Raw genomic sequence first — 17,583 nt, 5'->3', positions numbered from 1 at the left:
CATGCCGCTGAACAATAAAGATCAGGAACTCATTGACGCTGCGACCAAGGCCATCAAGTCGCGCTATCGCAACGACTGGCAGGAGGTCGGCGCGGCCTTGCGCACGCGCGACGGCCGAGTCGTCGTCGGCGTCAATCTTGACGCTTATGTCGGGCGCGGCGCGGTCTGTGCCGAGGCTGTTGCCATCGGCACCGCGCTCACCGACAAAGGCGACCAGGGCATCGAGACCATCGTCGCCGTGCGGCACCCGAAGCCCGGTGAGCCGGGCGATATCGCGGTGGTGTCGCCGTGCGGCGCCTGCCGCGAACTGATCCACGACTATGACGCCAAAGCGCGCGTCATCGTGCCGAACGGCAAGCAGGGCCCGGAGGTGACGACCATCGGCGAACTGCTGCCGAACAAGTACCGGCGGGGGATGACGTGACCACCACGCCCCGCCGCCTCGTCTCTGCCGACAAGCGCGACGACGACGTCGACGCGTCGCTCCGGCCGCAGAAGCTCGCCGACTTCATCGGTCAGGAGAAGGCGCGCGCCAACCTCAAGATCTTCATCGATGCGGCGCGTGCGCGCGGCGAAGCGCTCGACCATGTGTTGTTCGTCGGCCCGCCCGGTCTCGGCAAGACGACTTTGGCGCAGATCGTCTCGCGCGAATTGGGCGTCAACTTCCGCTCCACCTCCGGCCCGGTGATCGCCAAGGCCGGCGATCTTGCCGCGCTGCTCACCAATCTCGAACCGCGCGATGTGCTGTTCATCGACGAGATCCACCGCCTCAATCCGAACGTCGAGGAAATCCTCTATCCGGCGATGGAGGACTTCCAGCTCGACCTCATCATCGGCGAGGGACCGGCGGCGCGCTCGGTGAAGATCGACCTTGCGCCGTTCACCTTGGTCGGCGCGACGACGCGCGCCGGGCTGCTCACCAATCCCTTGCGCGACCGTTTCGGCATTCCGGTGCGGCTGAACTTCTACACCGAGGCGGAGCTGGAGCTGATCGTCAAGCGCGGCGCGCGTGTGCTGGGGCTCGGCATGACCGAGGACGGGGCCAATGAGATCGCGCGGCGCGCGCGCGGCACGCCGCGCATCGCCGGGCGGCTGCTGCGGCGCGTACGCGACTTCGCGCATGTCGAAGGCGCGACGGCGGTCGATCGCAAGATCGCGGACCGCGCGTTGTCGGCATTGGAAGTGGATGCGGCCGGTCTCGATGCCATGGACCGGCGCTATCTCAGCACCATCGCGCTCAACTACGGCGGCGGACCGGTCGGCGTCGACACCATCGCGGCGGCTCTCTCGGAGCCGCGCGATGCGATCGAAGACATCATCGAGCCTTATCTCATCCAGAAGGGTTTCATCCAGCGCACGCCGCGCGGGCGCCTGCTCACCAGCGCCGCCTTCAAGCATCTCGGCCTCGCCGAGCCGCAGCGCGATGCGGCGCAGTTCGGGCTGTTCGGGGGTGATGAGGATGAGTGATAAGATCATCACCATCGTCGCCGCGCTGATCCGCGACGACGAGGGGCGGATGCTGCTGGTGCGCAAGCGCGGCACGTCGGCCTTTATGCAGCCGGGCGGCAAGCCCGACGCCGGCGAGGACGACGTCACGGCGCTGTCGCGCGAGATCACGGAAGAGCTCGGCTGCGCGGTCGACGGCGACGATGTGCGCCCGCTCGGCACGTTCGAATGCGCGGCGGCGAACGAGCCGGGCTATCGCGTGCGCGCGGCGGTCTATGCCGTGAACATTCTCGGTGCCGTCCGCGCCCAGGCCGAAATCGATGAGGTGGTGTGGGTCGATCCGCGCGCGCTGCCGGATCTGCCGCTGGCGCCGTTGACGCGCGATCACATTCTGCCCCTGGCGGTGTAGGTATTGCGTCATGGCCGGGCTTGTCCCGGCCATCCACGTCTTTTATGTCGTGACATTCGAAAGAGCATGGATGCCCGGCACGGCCGGGCATGACGGTTGAGAAGCGGTGTCCTTATGACCTCCATCGATGGCGAGATTCGCGACGGCAAGCACTATCAGCCCGTGCGCGTGTATTACGAAGACACCGACTTCTCCGGTATCGTCTATCACGCGAGCTACCTGCGTTTCATGGAGCGCGGGCGCACCAATTATCTGCGGCTCATTGGCGCCGATCATCGCGCGCTGTTCGAACAGGCCGAGAAGGAGGCGCCCGGCTTTGCCTTCGTCGTGCGCCACATGGACATCGCCTTCAAGAAGCCGGCATTCATGGACGACCTCCTGGAGATCGTCACGGCGCCGGAGGACGTCAAAGGCGCTTCCGTGATGCTGCATCAGAAGGTGATGCGCGGCGAGGACTTGCTGGTCGAGACGCATGTGCAGGTGGCGTTTGTTTCCGGCGGCCGCGCCAAGCCGATCCCCAAGCCTTTGCGCATCGCCATGAAGGCGGATCTCGACACCGGTACGCCCGGCGGTTGATCGGGGCGTCTCCTTACCGATTAGCAAAAGCGTCTCGGCTCGTGGCGGCGGCGGCCGCGTCGAAATACGCTTGACAAAGTTTTGTACCGATCGGTACAGACCGGCGACATCGCTGTCTTTGTCTCTTGAAGGAGCTCCGATGTCGCGTCCCCCGCTGCCGCCATTCACCGAGGAAACGGCCCGCCAGAAAGTGCGCATGGCCGAAGATGCTTGGAACAGCCGCGACCCTGCACGTGTCGCGCTCGCCTACACCGAGGACAGCCGCTGGCGTAACCGCTCGGAGTTCCTCGAGGGTCGTGACGCCATCGTCGCCTTCCTTACCCGCAAGTGGCAGAAGGAGCAGGATTACCGGCTGATCAAGGACCTCTGGGCCTTCAGCGGCAACCGCATTGCCGTTCGCTTCCAATACGAGTGGCACGACGCCAAGGGCGACTGGTTTCGCTCTTATGGCAACGAGCAGTGGGAGTTCGACGATCAGGGGCTGATGCGGCGGCGCGAGGCGAGCATCAACGACGTCTCGATTGTGGCAAGCGACCGTCGCTTCCATTGGGCCGCGCCGGGTCCGCGCCCGGCCGATGTGCCGGGGCTGGCCGCGGTGCCGTTCTGAAGACGCGTAAGACAACGGCGACGCCGGCCGCCAACCGCGCTGGGTTGCTGCCGCAGCTCGGCGAGGTGTTTCGCGAGCACGGCTACGAGGGGGCGAGTCTGACCTTGATCACCAAGGCGACGGGGCTCGGAAAAGGCAGCCTTTATCACCTCTTCCCCGGTGGCAAGCAGCAGATGGCCGCCGAAGTGCTGGTAGAGATCGACGGCTGGTTCGAACGCAACGTGTTCGTGCCTTTGCGCAAGACGGAAGACGCGCGCGCAGGCATCGCGCACATGTTCGACGCGGTCGATGCCTATTTCCGCTCGGGCCGCCGCGTCTGTCTCGTCGGCGTGTTTGCGCTCGGCGCCGCGCGCGACGAATTCGCCGCCGCCGTGCGCGGCTATTTCAAGGCCTGGGACGAGGCGCTCGCCGCCGCGCTGCGTCGCGCCGGTTATGAGCGCGCCGAAGCCGCGGCCTTGTCGGAAGACCTGCTCGCCGGCATTCAGGGCGCATTGGTGCTGGCGCGCGCGGCCGACGACGCCAAGGTGTTCACACGCACGTTGGGACGGCTGAAGAAGCGCGTCGGCATCAAGTAACGCGGGCCGCAGTCAGTCCTCCTCGCGTGCTTCCTCATCGAGCCGCTGCCGCAGAGCAGCGAGCACGCGGCTCGCGGCGGCGAGGTCGGCCGCGTTCAAGCTCTTTGCCAGTCTATTCACCCAGGGCTTTTGCATCCGGTCCGCCGCTTCGTAGGCCGTTCGCCCTTTTTTCGTGAGCGTCACCAATTTGGCGCGGCGATGATGCGGATTGTCCGCGAAGGCAACGAAGCCTTCCTGCTCGAGCTCGTTGACGATGCGCTGCACGCCTTGACGATAAAGCCCCATGCTGCGGGCGAGCCAGGCGACCGGCTGCGGCGCAGTGGCAAGCGCGATGGCGCCGAGCACCTGCCAGCGCGCGCTGGTGAGACCGAGACCGGCGACCAGCCGGTCGCCTTCGGCGAGCAGGCGGCCGTTAAGCCGGAACACATCGAGGATGAGCAGGCTGAGGGCGGCGCCTGTCGGGTTGCGCTGTCGGTCGGTCATTGACAATGGATATCCGAATTGACCATATATAGTCAAATATAGGTCGGTGAGATCCGGCCGGTGTGCAACGGAGTTTGTTCATGTCAGCCGCTACGCCATCCGTTTATCGCGTCGACAAGTTCGTCGTGCCCGCCGCCGCGCGCGCGGAATTCATGACCCGCATCGCGACGATCAAGGGTCTTATCGACGCGCAGCCGGGCTGCCGGCAGAATCTCGTGCTCGAACAGGTCTCGGGGCCGGGCGCGTTCAACGTCGTCACCTTCGTCGAATGGGAAAGCGCGGATGCTTTGGAGAACGCCAAAACGGCCGTCACCGTGCGCTACAAGGAAATGAACTTCAATCCGCAGGACTTGATCGCCCGGCTCGGCATCACCGCGGACATGGCCAATTACGGTCTGTATGCCGCCTAGCGGACGCCAGAAAGCGGGTGGCGGAATCGGCGGCAGAGCTTAAGTTCACCGTCATGCCGGCTCTCGACTTCACCATCTTCGACACGGCCATCGGCGCCTGCGGCATCGTCTGGAGTGCGCGCGGCGTCTTTGCCGTGCAAATGCCCGAGGCGGATGCGGCGACGACCCGCGCGCGGCTGATTAAACGTTATCCGCAGGCACTCGAAGCGCTGCCGCCGGCGCCCATCCGCCACGCCATCGACGGCGTCGTCGCGTTGCTCGCCGGTGAGGCGCGCGATCTTGCCGACATCGTGATCGACGATGACGACACGCCGCCGTTCAACAAACGCGTCTACGCCGTCGCCCGCGCCATCCCGCCCGGGAAAACGCTGACCTATGGTGAGGTGGCCGAACGTCTCGGCGACAAGGCGCTGTCGCGCGCGGTCGGCCAGGCGCTCGGCGAAAACCCGGTGCCGATCATCATGCCCTGCCATCGCGTGCTCGCCGCCGGCGGCAAGAGCGGCGGCTTCTCCGCGGCCGGCGGCGTTGCGACCAAGCTGCAACTGCTCACCATCGAGGGTGCGCAGCCGGGCGGACCGACGCTGTTCGATCATCTGCCGCTCGCCGCGCGCCGGTAGCCGCCATCGACGCGGCCATCCGAGTCATGTAAAGACCCTTCACATGAAGGTATTCACATGACCTGGGGCAAAGGCAGCGGCCCGCGCGGCTACCACCACGGCAATCTGAAGGAAGCCCTGGTGCGGGCGGCCCTCGAATTGATCGCGGAGAAAGGCCCGGCCGGCTTCACCTTTGCCGATGCCGCGCGTTGGGCGGGCGTTAGCCCGGCGGCGCCCTACCGGCATTTCCGCGACCGCGAGGCCTTGCTTGCCGATGTCGCGCGCCGGGGCTTCGAGGAATTCGCCAGTGTACTGACCAAGGCCTGGGACGAAGGCCGGCCGGATCTGTTCGAGGCGTTCGACCGTCTCGGCAAAGCCTATCTCGATTTCGCCAAGCGCGAGCCGGCTTATTACTCGGCCATGTTCGAAGCGGGCGTTTCGCCCGATGCCGATCCGGCTTTGCGCGAGGCAGGCGATCGCGCTTTCGGCGTGTTGCGTTCGGCGGCGGAGAAACTGGTGGCGACAATGCCGGCGCAGGCACGGCCGCCGGCGCTGATGGTGGCGTTGCATATGTGGTCGATGACGCACGGCATCGCGTCACTGTTCGGGCGCGGCGATGCGGCGCGTCGCACATTGCCGATGGCGCCCGAGGAACTGCTAGAGGCCGCAGTGCTCGTCTATCTGCGCGGCCTCGGCCTGCCGGGATCGCCGGCAGGCGCGTAGTTCCAATCTCCGTTCATTCCCGCGCGCGGACATCGGGTTTACCCGATGTCCGCTATTATAGTGCGCAAGTCGGCTACAGCCGACTTGCGGCGGGAATCCAGCGGGACCTAACAAATTTGCACCGTCGCACTGGGTCCCGCTTTCGCGGGGACGAACGGACAATTGGACGGTTTAGCCTTTCAGGATCGCCTTCACCGTTTCGCCAAATGGCGTCGTCGGACGGCCGATCAGCTTCGACAGCGTATGGCTGTCATCGAACAGCGCGCCTTTGGAAATCGGCGTTTCCCAGCCCGCGATCATCTTGGCGAAGCCTTCCGGCACACCGTGACTCGCCAATGCTGCCGCATAATCCGCTACGGGCAGATTCTTGTAAGGGACCGTCTTGCCGGTTTGGCGCGAAATCTCGGCCGCGAGATCGGCAAGCGTGAAGGCGGCGTCGCCAGCAAGCTCATAGGTCTTGCCGTCGTGGCCCGCGCCCGTCAGCACGGCGACAGCCGCGGCCGCATAATCGGCCCGTGTGGCCGATGAAATCTTGCCGTCACCGGCGCTGCCGATCAGCGCGCCACCGGCCACGGCGCCGCCGATGCCGGCTGCATAGTTTTCCGTGTACCAGCCGTTGCGCAGGAACGTGTACGGAATGCCCGAGGCTTTGATTGCGGCTTCGGTCGCGCGATGCTCGGCGGCGAGATCGATCGCCGAGGTGTCGGCGTGCAGGATGCTCGTATAGGCGATGCGCTTCACGCCCGCCTTCTTGGCGGCGTCGATGACGGCGCGGTGCTGCGCTTCGCGCTGACCGACCTCGGCCGATGAAATCAGGAGCAGGGTGTCGATGCCAGTGAGCGCGCTCGCGAGCGTCGCGGGCTTGGAGTAGTCCGCTTCGCGCGCGGCTACGCCGAGGTCGGCGGCCTTCGCAGGGGTGCGGACGAGGGCGACGATGTCGCCGGCTGGGGCTTTCGCTTTCAACTGGGCGACGACGAGACGGCCGAGTTGGCCGGTGGCGCCGGTGATACCGATGGTCATGAGGCTTCTCCTGTGTGCTCGATCGACCCCACATAGAAGCCTTGATTACTTTTCGTAAGTACCTACATAAATGTAAGTATGAAGAAGAGAACCGCCATGCCGCGCGCTTCCCACAAAGGAGAACCGGTGTCCCAGCCGCGATCCGATCATGAGGTCGGCGAGCCGCTGTCGGCGCAGCTTGCCCGCGGCGATCTGCTGGCTAGCGACTGTCCGTCGCGCGACGTGCTCAAGCACCTGACCAGTCGATGGGGCGTGCTGGCATTGATCGTGCTGGAGCGCCGCGTGCATCGCTTCAGCGAGCTGCGCCGCGCCATCGGCGGCGTGAGCGAACGCATGCTGGCGCAGACGCTGCAACAGCTCGAAAACGACGGCATGGTTGCGCGCGTCGCCTATCAAGTCGTGCCGCCGCATGTCGAATACAGCCTGACGCCGCTCGGTCGTGAAGCCGCGGAAAAGGTGAGGGAACTCGCCGATTGGATCGAGATGAGCATGCCGCGCATCAGCGCGCATTGGGACAAGGCGGGTCTGTCTTCGCAGGCGGCAGAAGAGCGGGACGCTACGCCCTAAAGCAATCTGCGCCGTAGCCGGGGCCGGGGCGGGCCACTGAGCCGACGCGAATCGGCTCCCGGTGACAGGCCCCGCTTAACCCGCGATCGATCGGTAAGCGTCTTCGGACTTCGCGCCGGGCTGGGACGTGCCGTCCCGTGCGCGTGCCAAAGCGCCGCGACCACTCGTAAAGCGCCGGGCCGCCCCCATGTGACAATTTGGAATGTGAAGGGTGTTGACATCCGTTCGTCACGACCTTATCCATGTAAATGTTATTTACATTCACACGCGAGGCAGACGATGCCAATCACCGCCAAGCTCGACGAATTCGGCAAACCCGCCTGGATCGCACTGATCGTGCTCGGGTTCATGGCCTTCTGGCCGGTGGGCCTGGCGATTCTGGCCTTCACCATATGGAGCGGACGCATGGGATGCGGTTACTACGGCAGCCAGGATCGCTGGCAGCACAAGATGGATCGCCTGCAGCGCAAAATGGACTGGATGAAGAGCCGCATGAGCGGCGGTCATGGTCCCTGGGGCGCCGGCTCTTGGAGCCAGGGTCCGTCGAGCGGCAACCGCGCCTTCGATGAGTATCGCACCGAGACGCTCAAGCGCCTCGAGGACGAGCAGCGCGAGTTCAAGGATTTCCTCGAGCGCCTTCGCTTCGCCAAGGACAAAACCGAGTTCGACCAGTTCATGGCCGAGCGCCGCAACCGTCCAGCTCCCGACACGCCCCCGTCGCAGGGCTGAACGGCCAACCGACGCCGAACATGATGCTGAGGCCGCCCCGTCCCCTGGGGCGGCCTTTTTCTTTTTCTGAATCGCGGCGTACGCGAATGCCTCCCCCTGGAGTGGGGTGTGATCTTCCTTCTTACCCCACCCCGCTCAGCGTCGTTTCGCTGAGCGACCGTCCCCCTCCAGGGGAGGGTAAAGCGAAGTGCGTCGGGGAAGGGGAGGCAGAGTGCTCGCGACGGAGGGGAGTCCGCGGTGCGTTGACATCCCCCGGTAACCCATCCTTAACCATAATCAGCGCTGGTTAGGCTTGAGAGAGCCTGTATGCGGCGCCCTAGTTTGGTCAATTTTCGCGGGGATTTCGTGCTTTCGCCGGTGGCGGTCACGCGTTTTCGCGGAACTTGCGGCCTTCTCGACTTGGCGCTGAGCGGGCTCGCCCGGCGCGCTTACGCGTATCACCCCCGCGTGCCGCGCCGGCTCGACCATAGAACCCGAGTAGCTCAAAGGACGTGCCCATGAATCCTGCCGATGTGGCACAGTCGGCGTTGCCGCTTACTTCTTCCGACCTCTCGCTCCTCACGCTGTTCTGGCACGCGCACTGGATCGTCAAGCTGGTCATGCTGGGCCTGTTGGCGGCTTCGGTGTGGGTGTGGGCGATCGTCATCGACAAGACGGTGCTCTACGCGCGCAGCCGCCGCGCCATGGATTCGTTCGAGCAGGCCTTCTGGTCCGGCGAGTCGCTCGAGGACCTTTATCGCTCGCTCTCCTCCAAGCCGAACCATTCGATGGCCGCGCTGTTCGTCGCCGCGATGAGGGAATGGAAGCGAAGCTTCGAGGGCAATCAGCGCTCCATCGGCGGCCTGCAGATGCGCATCGACAAGGTCATGCAAGTGACCATCGCGCGCGAGGTCGAGCGGCTGGAGCGGCGCCTTTTGGTGTTGGCGACGGTCGGCTCGGCCGGCCCCTTCGTCGGTCTGTTCGGTACCGTTTGGGGCATCATGACCAGCTTCCAATCGATCGCCGCCTCGAAGAACACCTCGCTGGCGGTGGTGGCGCCCGGCATCGCCGAGGCGCTTTTCGCGACCGCAATCGGCCTTGTCGCCGCCATACCGGCGACGATTTTCTACAATAAGTTCGCTTCCGAGGTGAACAAGCAGGCCCAGCGGCTCGAAGGCTTCGCCGACGAGTTCGCCGCGATTTTGTCGCGCCAGATCGACGAGCGGGGGTAGGGGACCATGGCGGCAGCCAATGCCGGAACACCGGCGGTTGGGGGCGGAGGCCGGAGAGGCCGCCGTCAACGCCGTGGCGTGATGGCCGAGATCAACGTCACGCCGATGGTCGACGTGATGCTTGTGTTGCTCATCATCTTCATGGTGTCGGCGCCGTTGCTGACCGTGGGCGTACCGATCGACCTGCCGCAGAGTCAGGCCAAGAGCCTCGACCAGGACAAGGAGCCCTTGACGGTCTCCGTCAACAGCAAGGGACAGGTCTACCTGCAAAACGCCGAAGTCGCGGCCGCCGATCTCATTCCCAAGCTGCAGGCGGTGTCGCAGGCACGCGGAGGCACCGAGGCGCGCGTCTATGTGCGCGGCGATAAGACGGTCGACTACGGCACGATGATGCGGGTCATGGGTCAGCTCTCCGGCGCCGGCTTCCACCGCGTCGCGCTGGTGACCGAATTCGAGCAGGGCTCGAAGTAACCGATGCAGATGAAAACGGCATCCATGATCTCGACCGGGTTGCACGCCGCCGTGCTCCTGTTCGCGGTCGTGTCGTTTTCAGGCAAGAATCTGGAAGCCACTCCGGTCGAATCGATGCCGGTCGACATGATCAGCGAGAAGGAGTTCTCGCAGATCACCAAGGGCATCAAGGACGCGCCTAAGCCCGTCGAGAAGCCCAAGCCTCTGGTCGAGAAGATCGCGCCCGAGGTGAAGCCGGTCGAAGAATCGAAACCGAAGGTTGTCGAGAACAAGCCCGAGGTGAAGGCGACGCAGTCGAAGGCCGAGCCGCCGCCGCCGGAGAAGCAGGAAGTCAAAGAGCAGAAGCCGGTCGAGAAGAAAGAGACCAAGCCGGAGCAGCCCCCGGCGCCGGTCGCCAAGGACAAGGCCGATCCCATCGCCGACAAGATCAAGGAAGCCAAGAACGAGCCGAAGCCGCTGCCGCCGAAGCGTCCGCAGCCGCCGCAGAAGCACGAGCCGAAATTCGACGTGAACAAGATCGCCGCCCTGATCGACCAGCGCGATCCGCAGCGCGTGGCCGCCGCCGGCAGCGAGCTCAACCGCGATCCGAGCCTCGGCCATGTCAACGCCAGCGCCGCGCAGCTCTCGCAGAGCGAGATCGACGCCTTCCGCCGCCGCATCACCGATTGCTGGAATCCGCCGGTCGGCCTCGACAGCGCGCAGGATCTCGTCGTTGTCTTCCGCGTGATGTTCAACGCCGACGGTTCGGTGAAGAGCGGCCCGGACGTCGTCGGCGGCAAGCCGACCGCCGCGGGACCTGCTTTTGCCGAAAGCGCGCGCCGCGCGATCCTGCAATGCCAGCCCTATACGATGCTGCGTAAGCAGACCTACGACAATTGGAAGGACATGGAGCTCGCCTTCAAGCCGAGCGACATGTTCCGCTGATGCCGATTTCAGACACGAGAACCAGAAGCTCACGATGAGTCATTCTTTCACCACGTCATTCACCCGTCGTCCTCTCCTCAATCGCCGCACGCTTCTTGCGCAAGCCGGCGCCGCCGGCGCGGGCTTCGCGACCGGCCTGCTGCCGCAACTTGCCAGCGCCGCGGTTCGCGTCGACATCACGCAAGGCAACGTGCAGCCGATGCCGATCGCGATCACCGACTTCGTCGCCGGTTCTGCCGGCGAGTCGGAGATGGGCCGCAACGTCACCGGCGTCATCACCAACAACCTGCAACGTTCGGGGTTGTTCGCGCCAATCAATCCGGCGGCTTTCACCGAGAAGATCACCAACACCGACGCGGTGCCGCGCTTTGCCGACTGGCGCGTGATCAACGCCCAGGCGCTCGTCACCGGCCGCATGACGCGCCAGGGCGACGGCCGCATGAAGGTTGAATTCCGTTTGTGGGACGTGTTTGCCGGCCAGCAGCTCGACGGCAAACAGTACTTCACCACGCCGGACAACTGGCGCCGCATCGCGCACATCATCTCCGACGCGATCTACGAGCGCCTCACCGGCGACAAGGGCTACTTCGACAGCCGTGTCGTCTTCATCGACGAGACCGGCCCGAAGGAGCGCCGCATCAAGCGCCTCGCGATCATGGATCAGGACGGCGCCGGCGTGCGCTATCTCACGCGCGGCGACGATCTCGTGCTGACGCCGCGTTTCAATCCCTCGACGCAAGAGATCACCTACATGTCCTACGGGCAGGGCGATCCGCGCGTCTATCTCTTGAACATCGAGACCGGTCAGCGCGAAATCGTCGGCAACTTCCCCGGCATGACCTTCGCGCCGCGCTTCTCGCCCGACGGGCAGCGCGTGATCATGAGCTTGCAACAGGGCGGCAACGCCAACCTGTTCGTCATGGATCTGCGCTCCAAGCAGACCACGCGCCTCACGGATACGCCGGCGATCGATACCTCGCCATGCTATTCGCCCGACGGCAGCCGCATCTGCTTCGAGAGCGATCGCGGCGGCTCGCCGCAGATCTATGTGATGGCGGCCGGTGGCGGCCCGGCGCAGCGCATCTCCTTCGGCGAGGGCTCGCATTCGACGCCGGTGTGGTCGCCGCGCGGTGACTACATCGCCTTCACCGGCCAGTCGCGCGGCCAGTTCTCGATCGGCATCCTGAAGCCGGACGGCTCGGGCGAGCGCCTGCTCACATCGGGCTTCCATAACGAGGGGCCGACCTTCGCGCCCAACGGCCGCGTGGTCATGTTCTTCCGTGACCTCGGGCCGGGTCCGAACCTCTTCACCATCGATGTGACCGGCCGCAACGAGCTGAAGGTGCCGACGCCGAGCTTCGCGTCCGACCCGGCCTGGTCGCCGCTGTTGTCATAACAGCACAGGCTCGCGCCCAATTGGATGGCGGGCCTTCACGCCGCAAGTCCGCCTTTTTTTCACCCTCTGTTAACCATGAGAAATGGTTTACGGGGTCGTTAGACCTTAAAGCGGGTCAAGCAAGGTTCCATCAAGGTTGATGGAACGTTCGCTTAACGAAGTCGGCGTTACGACAATCCCTCATGAGCATGATCCAGAAGAGTCCGTGGGGCCCTTCGGGGGTGTCATGCGTCAGTTTCAACTTCCGGTCAGTGCGTGAAATGGAGTCACCGGTATGATCGAACTCAGGCAAATGCTTCGTAGTGCGCGGTTCGTGGCGGTGTTCGCCGCTGCGCTGGCGATTTCGGCTTGCGCCAAGAACGCCGCGGACGATGCGCAGGCCAATGCGGCCGGCGGCGCATCGACGCCCGGCAGCCAACAGGACTTTGTGGTCAACGTCGGCGATCGCGTCTTCTTCGAGACCGATTCGACGGAGCTGACGACGCAGGCGCGCGCCACGCTCGACAAGCAGGCGCAGTGGCTGACCAACTATTCGAACTACACCCAGTTCACGATCGAAGGTCACGCCGACGAGCGTGGCACGCGTGAATACAACATCGCGCTCGGCGCCCGCCGTGCCCAGGCGGTGCGCGACTATCTGATTTCGCGCGGCATCGCGGCCAACCGCATGCGCACCATCTCTTACGGCAAGGAACGGCCGGTAGCGGTGTGTAACGACATCTCGTGCTGGTCGCAGAACCGTCGCGCGGTGACGGTGCTGGGCGTCAGCTCCTAAATCGGATTACGCACTGATCGACGACCGAAGCGGACCGGGGCCCCAACGGCCCCGGTCCGTTCGTTTTTTTACAGTTGCAAATCCCCCGGAAAGCCCGATGCTCGCCTGTCATATGGGCGCGCAATGATCGTGACATGAAGCCGCCCGGAAGGCTCATCGGGGGGTGGTTATGGGCGGATACGTGCACGTGAGGCGGGTGGCGATTCCGGTTGGGATGCTGCTGGCCCTCGCGGCCTGCGGCGAAAGCAACACCTATGTGCCGCCGCCGCCGCCGAAGGTCACCGTCGTCACGCCCGAGAAGCGTGCGGTCACGATCTATCTGGACGCGACCGGCAACACCGCCGCTGTCAACACCACCAACCTGGTGGCGCGCGTGCCCGGTTTCGTGACGTCGATCAATTATCAGGACGGCGACCTGGTGAAGAAGGGCACCTTGCTCTTCACCATCGAGCCGGAATCCTACGAGCTCAAATACAAGCAGGCGCAGGCGGCCGAGGAAGCCGCCGCCGCGACCGTCAAGCAGACCCAGGCGGACTACGAGCGCCAGGTCGATCTGCAAGCCCGCGGCACGGCCTCCAAGGCGACGCTCGATACGTCCACCGCCAACCGCGACACCGCGCGCGCCAATTACGAGCAGGCGCAGGTCAACACCCAGCTCGCCAAGATCAATTACGGCTACACCAGCGTGACCGCGCCGTTCGACGGCATCGTGACGGCGCGCACCGTCTCCGTCGGCGAATATGTCGGCGCCAATTCGCAGCCGACGGTGCTCGCCACCATCGTGCAGCACGATCCGATCTATGTGAATTTCTCCGTCAACGAGCGCGATCTGCTGCGCATCCGCGCCGAGATCCGTAAGCGCGGTCTCACGGCGGAGGAGCTGAAGAAGGTGCCGGTGGAAGTCGGCCTGCAAACGGAGCAGGGCTTCCCGCACCGTGGCACGCTCGATTACGCTTCGCCGACGGTCGATCCCTCGACCGGCACGCTGACGGCGCGCGCCATCTTCGAGAACCCGACGCGGGTGCTGCTGCCCGGTCTGTTCGTGCGCGTGCGCGTGCCGATCGAGAAGCGGGACAATACCCTGCTGGTGCCCGACGTCGCGCTCGGCAGCGACCAGAGCGGCCGCTACGTCTACGTCGTCAACAAGGACAATGTGGTCGAGCAGCACAATGTCGACATCGGGCCGCTCGAGGGCACGATGCGGGTGATCAACAGCGGCATCACCGCCGACAACCGCGTGATCGTCGCCGGTCTGTTGCGTGCGATCCCGGGACAGAAGGTCGAGCCGCAAACGGCCCCGCCGCCGGCGCAACCGGCCGCGGATAAGCAGCCCGCAGCCGACAAGAAGTAAAGACGATGCTCGCCCAAGCGGGCCGCAAACGCCGCGCATTCCCGCGCAAGCCGGAATCCAGCGCCACGACGAACGACATGAGCTTCTTGTATTGGATCCCTGCCACTGCGCGGGGATAAGCGGGTGACGAGATGATCTCCAAGTTCTTCATCGAGCGTCCAGTTCTCGCCAACGTCATCGCCATTCTTATCGTGGTGATCGGCGCGGTCGCCATCTTCTCGCTGCCGGTCGCGCAATATCCCGACGTGGTGCCGCCGACCGTGCAGGTGACGACGCGCTACCCCGGCGCCAGCGCCCGCACCGTCATCGACACCGTCGCGCTGCCGATCGAGCAGCAGGTCAACGGCGTGGAAGGCATGATCTACATGCAGTCCTACGCCGCCGCGGACGGCTCCTACACGCTCACCGTCACCTTCAAGATCGGCACCGATCTCAACTTCGCGCAGGTGCTGGTGCAGAACCGCGTTTCCGCCGCGCTGTCGTCGCTGCCGCAGGCGGTGCAGGCGCAGGGCGTGAACGTGCAGAAGAAGTCGACGTCGATCCTGCAGATCGTGACGCTGACCTCGCCCGATGCGCGCTACGACAGCCTGTATCTGGCCAACTACGCCACCATCAATCTCAAGGACGACATCTCGCGCCTGCCGGGCGTCGGCAACGTCGCCGTGTTCGGCGCCGGTCAGTACGCTATGCGCGTCTGGCTCGATCCGGAGAAGATGAAGGCGCGCAATCTCACCATCACCGACGTGACCAATGCACTGCAGCAGCAGAACACGCAGGTCACCGCCGGCCAGATCGGCATGCCGCCGGGGCCGGACACGGTGTCCTTCCAGTACACGATCAATGTCGCCGGGCGGCTCGACGACGCCGAGCAGTTCAAGGACATCGTGGTGAAGACCGGCACGGCCGGGCAGCTCACGCGCGTGCGCGACATCGGCACCGTGGAGTTGGGCGCGCAGACCTACAGCCAGGTTTTCACGCTCGACGGCAAGCCGGCCGCTGGCATCGCGATCTTCCAGTCGCCCGGCGCCAACGCGCTCGACGTCGCGAAAGAGGTCAACAAGCGCATGACGGTGCTGGCGAAGGCGTTCCCGCAGGGGCTCGTCTACGACATCCCGTTCGACACGACGATCTTCGTCAACGCGTCGATCAACGAGGTCTATCACACGCTGTTCGAAGCCGGCATTCTCGTGCTGATCGTCATCATGATCTTCCTGCAGGATTGGCGGGCGATGCTGGTGCCGGCGACCACGGTGCCGGTGACGATCATCGGCGCTTTCGCGGCCATGGCGGCGCTCGGCTTCACCGTCAATTTCGCCACCTTGTTTGCCCTGGTGCTGGCGATCGGCATCGTCGTCGACGACGCAATCATCGTGGTGGAGGGCGCCGCGCACAACATCGATCGCGGCATGAACGGCCACGACGCGTCGATCGCGGCGATGAACTTGTTGCTTGGCCCGATCATCGGCATCACCTTGGTGCTGCTGTCGGTGTTCCTGCCCGCGTCGTTCCTGCCGGGCCTGACGGGACAGATGTACAAGCAGTTCGCGCTGGTCATCGCCGCCACCGCGCTGATCTCCGCCATCAACGCCGTGACGCTGAAGCCGACGCAGTGCGCCTTGTGGCTGCGGCCTTCGGTGCCGATGGAAAAACGCAACTTCTTCTACCGGGGCTTCAACGCCGTCTACAACAAGGTCGAGCATGGTTACGAGCGCATGATGCGCTTCCTGGTCGGCCATTCGAGCGTCATGGTCGTCCTGGCGCTGATCGTCACCGGTCTCACGATCTTCGGCTTCTCGCGCATCGCCACCGGCTTCATCCCGATCGAAGATCAGGGCTACATGCTCGCGACCGTGCAGTTGCCCGACGGCGCGTCGCTGCCGCGCACGCAGGCGGTGCTCGACAGGGTGTCGAAGGCCGCGCGCGAAACGCCGGGTGTCGACAAGGTCATCACCATTGCCGGCGTGTCGGCGCTCGACAATAACGCGTCGCTCTCGAGCTCCGGTGTCGCCTATATCATCCTCAAGGATTGGGACGTGCGCGGCAAGGCGCAGGGCCTGCTGCCGATGCTCACCAGCCTCAACAAGGCGATGGCGCCGATCGAGGAGGCGCAGGTGCGCGTGCTGCCGCCGCCGCCGATCCAGGGCATCGGTTTTGCCGCCGGCTTCACCATGCAGATCCTGCTGCAGGACAACAGCCTCGACTTCACCAAGCTGTCGACTGTGACCGATACGATCGTGGCGAACGCGGCGGCGCAATCGAACATCGCCCTGGTGATGACCTCGTTCCGCGCCAACGTGCCGCAGTACACGGTCGACGTCGATCGTACCAAGGCGCAGACGCTGGGCGTCACCGTCGACCAGGTGTTCAACGCGCTCGGCGGCTATCTCGGTTCGGCCTATGTCAACCAGATCACCAAGTTCGGCCGCACCTTCCAGGTGTTCGTGCAGGCCGACTCGGATTTCCGCCTCAACATCGACGAGGTGCGCCGCCTCAACGTGCGTAACAACGCCGGCGATATGATCCCGCTCGGCACCTTGGTGAACATCACGCCGATGTCGGGGCCGTCGCTGATCAGCCTCTACAATCTCTACCCGTCCTCGACCGTGGTCGGCATGCCGGCGCGCGGCTTCTCAAGCGGTCAGGCCATGAGTCTGATGGAGCAGGCGGCGGCCAAGACCTTCCCGCCGCATGTCGGCTACGAATGGACGGCGATGTCGTATCAGGAGAAGATCGTCGGCAGCCAGATGTATCTGGTCTTCGCCATGGCGTTGCTGCTGGTCTATCTCGTGCTCTGCGGCCAGTACGAAAGCTGGTACCGGCCGATCGCCGTCATCTTCGCGGTGCCGATCTCGCTATTGGGGCCGGTCGCGACCTTCTCGGTGCTGCACATCGACAACAATCTCTACACGCAGATCGGCATCGTGCTGCTGATCGCGCTGTCGGCTAAGAACGCGATCCTGATCGTCGAGTTCGCGCGCGAACTGCGCGAGGCCGGCAAGGATATCGCCGACGCGGCGGTGGAGGCGGCGCGGGCGCGGTTCCGGCCGATCCTGATGACGTCATTCGCCTTCATCCTCGGCGTGGTTCCGCTGGTGTTCGCGAGCGGCGCCGGCGCCAATGCGCGCGCATCGATCGGCATCACCGTCTTCACCGGCATGATCGCCTCGACCTGCCTGGCCGTGCTGTTCGTGCCGTCGTTCTTCGTGCTGCTGCAGCGGTTCGAAGAGTGGCTGATGGCGCGCAAGAACCGCAAGACGGAGGCCGCGCAGCCGGCGGAATAGGACCGGCCACAATCTGGTCCTGATCGGCGGGCT

20 protein-coding genes are annotated in these 17,583 nt (G+C 64.8%); 18 read left to right on the top strand and 2 right to left on the bottom strand.

The annotated features are described in order from the left end of the window. Nucleotide 1: 1 nt before the first annotated feature. The 6 genes from DW352_RS11200 to DW352_RS11175 all read left to right on the top strand — a co-directional run bounded on the left by DW352_RS11200 (nt 2) and on the right by DW352_RS11175 (nt 3,613). Nucleotides 2–424, top strand: coding sequence for a cytidine deaminase (locus tag DW352_RS11200; protein WP_115691247.1), 423 nt, complete (start codon nt 2–4; stop codon nt 422–424). Then, complete coding sequence (gene ruvB, locus DW352_RS11195) at nt 421–1,467, top strand: Holliday junction branch migration DNA helicase RuvB (RefSeq protein WP_115691245.1); 1,047 nt, start codon at nt 421–423, stop codon at nt 1,465–1,467. Before DW352_RS11200 ends, ruvB begins: the two co-directional genes overlap by 4 nt. Continuing rightward, a complete protein-coding gene (locus DW352_RS11190; protein WP_115691243.1) occupies nt 1,460–1,855 on the top strand; it encodes an NUDIX hydrolase in 396 nt (131 codons plus the stop codon). Before ruvB ends, DW352_RS11190 begins: the two co-directional genes overlap by 8 nt. Before the next feature lie 114 nt (nt 1,856–1,969). Continuing rightward, on the top strand, nt 1,970–2,431 hold the full coding sequence (ybgC, locus tag DW352_RS11185; RefSeq protein WP_115691241.1) for a tol-pal system-associated acyl-CoA thioesterase: 462 nt from the start codon (nt 1,970–1,972) through the stop codon (nt 2,429–2,431). Between the two features lie 139 nt (nt 2,432–2,570). Next, on the top strand, nt 2,571–3,038 hold the full coding sequence (locus tag DW352_RS11180; protein ID WP_115691239.1) for a nuclear transport factor 2 family protein: 468 nt from the start codon (nt 2,571–2,573) through the stop codon (nt 3,036–3,038). A gap of 44 nt (nt 3,039–3,082) precedes the next feature. After that, nucleotides 3,083–3,613, top strand: coding sequence for a TetR/AcrR family transcriptional regulator (locus DW352_RS11175; RefSeq protein WP_245434406.1), 531 nt, complete (start codon nt 3,083–3,085; stop codon nt 3,611–3,613). A gap of 12 nt (nt 3,614–3,625) precedes the next feature. Here the strand turns inward: DW352_RS11175 and DW352_RS11170 are convergent, their stop codons facing one another. Further along, nucleotides 3,626–4,096: a MarR family winged helix-turn-helix transcriptional regulator gene (locus DW352_RS11170; protein ID WP_115691237.1), complete on the bottom strand. Its 471-nt coding sequence runs from the start codon at nt 4,094–4,096 to the stop codon at nt 3,626–3,628. A gap of 80 nt (nt 4,097–4,176) precedes the next feature. On the opposite strand from DW352_RS11170, the gene DW352_RS11165 reads away from it, so the two are divergent. The 3 genes from DW352_RS11165 to DW352_RS11155 are packed head-to-tail and all read left to right on the top strand — an operon-like array spanning nt 4,177 to nt 5,825. Beyond that, nucleotides 4,177–4,506: an antibiotic biosynthesis monooxygenase family protein gene (locus DW352_RS11165; RefSeq protein ID WP_115691235.1), complete on the top strand. Its 330-nt coding sequence runs from the start codon at nt 4,177–4,179 to the stop codon at nt 4,504–4,506. Between the two features lie 53 nt (nt 4,507–4,559). Beyond that, a complete protein-coding gene (locus DW352_RS11160; protein WP_115691233.1) occupies nt 4,560–5,123 on the top strand; it encodes a methylated-DNA--[protein]-cysteine S-methyltransferase in 564 nt (187 codons plus the stop codon). Nucleotides 5,124–5,180: 57 nt separating this feature from the next. After that, nucleotides 5,181–5,825, top strand: coding sequence for a TetR/AcrR family transcriptional regulator (locus DW352_RS11155; RefSeq protein ID WP_115691231.1), 645 nt, complete (start codon nt 5,181–5,183; stop codon nt 5,823–5,825). A 171-nt stretch (nt 5,826–5,996) separates the two neighbouring features. Here DW352_RS11155 and DW352_RS11150 read toward each other — a convergent pair whose 3' ends face one another. Continuing rightward, nucleotides 5,997–6,845, bottom strand: coding sequence for an SDR family oxidoreductase (locus DW352_RS11150; protein WP_115691229.1), 849 nt, complete (start codon nt 6,843–6,845; stop codon nt 5,997–5,999). A 126-nt stretch (nt 6,846–6,971) separates the two neighbouring features. On the opposite strand from DW352_RS11150, the gene DW352_RS11145 reads away from it, so the two are divergent. The 9 genes from DW352_RS11145 (at nt 6,972) to DW352_RS11105 (ending at nt 17,550) form a co-directional block, all read left to right on the top strand. Further along, nucleotides 6,972–7,412: a winged helix-turn-helix transcriptional regulator gene (locus tag DW352_RS11145; RefSeq protein ID WP_245434405.1), complete on the top strand. Its 441-nt coding sequence runs from the start codon at nt 6,972–6,974 to the stop codon at nt 7,410–7,412. A 279-nt stretch (nt 7,413–7,691) separates the two neighbouring features. Beyond that, the gene (locus DW352_RS11140) at nt 7,692–8,141 is read left to right on the top strand and encodes a DUF2852 domain-containing protein (protein WP_115691225.1); all 450 of its coding nucleotides are present in this window, start codon (nt 7,692–7,694) and stop codon (nt 8,139–8,141) included. 497 nt (nt 8,142–8,638) lie between these two features. Continuing rightward, entirely contained in the window at nt 8,639–9,352 is a 714-nt protein-coding gene (tolQ, locus tag DW352_RS11135; RefSeq protein ID WP_115691223.1) for a protein TolQ, read from the top strand. Between the two features lie 6 nt (nt 9,353–9,358). Further along, entirely contained in the window at nt 9,359–9,823 is a 465-nt protein-coding gene (gene tolR / locus DW352_RS11130; RefSeq protein WP_115691221.1) for a protein TolR, read from the top strand. A 9-nt stretch (nt 9,824–9,832) separates the two neighbouring features. Beyond that, the gene (locus DW352_RS11125; protein ID WP_162826913.1) at nt 9,833–10,747 is read left to right on the top strand and encodes a cell envelope integrity TolA family protein; all 915 of its coding nucleotides are present in this window, start codon (nt 9,833–9,835) and stop codon (nt 10,745–10,747) included. Nucleotides 10,748–10,781: 34 nt separating this feature from the next. Then, nucleotides 10,782–12,143, top strand: coding sequence for a Tol-Pal system beta propeller repeat protein TolB (gene tolB, locus DW352_RS11120; RefSeq protein ID WP_115691217.1), 1,362 nt, complete (start codon nt 10,782–10,784; stop codon nt 12,141–12,143). A 274-nt stretch (nt 12,144–12,417) separates the two neighbouring features. Beyond that, on the top strand, nt 12,418–12,918 hold the full coding sequence (pal, locus tag DW352_RS11115; RefSeq protein WP_115691215.1) for a peptidoglycan-associated lipoprotein Pal: 501 nt from the start codon (nt 12,418–12,420) through the stop codon (nt 12,916–12,918). Between the two features lie 169 nt (nt 12,919–13,087). Continuing rightward, nucleotides 13,088–14,269: an efflux RND transporter periplasmic adaptor subunit gene (locus DW352_RS11110; protein WP_115691213.1), complete on the top strand. Its 1,182-nt coding sequence runs from the start codon at nt 13,088–13,090 to the stop codon at nt 14,267–14,269. A 131-nt stretch (nt 14,270–14,400) separates the two neighbouring features. Next, nucleotides 14,401–17,550, top strand: coding sequence for an efflux RND transporter permease subunit (locus DW352_RS11105; protein ID WP_115691211.1), 3,150 nt, complete (start codon nt 14,401–14,403; stop codon nt 17,548–17,550). Nucleotides 17,551–17,583 lie beyond the last annotated feature (33 nt).

Origin of the sequence: Pseudolabrys taiwanensis (assembly GCF_003367395.1) — a bacterium.
GTDB lineage: Bacteria > Pseudomonadota > Alphaproteobacteria > Rhizobiales > Xanthobacteraceae > Pseudolabrys > Pseudolabrys taiwanensis.
The sequence above is the reverse complement of the archived record's forward strand: the minus strand, read 5'-3'. Positions and strand labels throughout refer to the sequence as shown.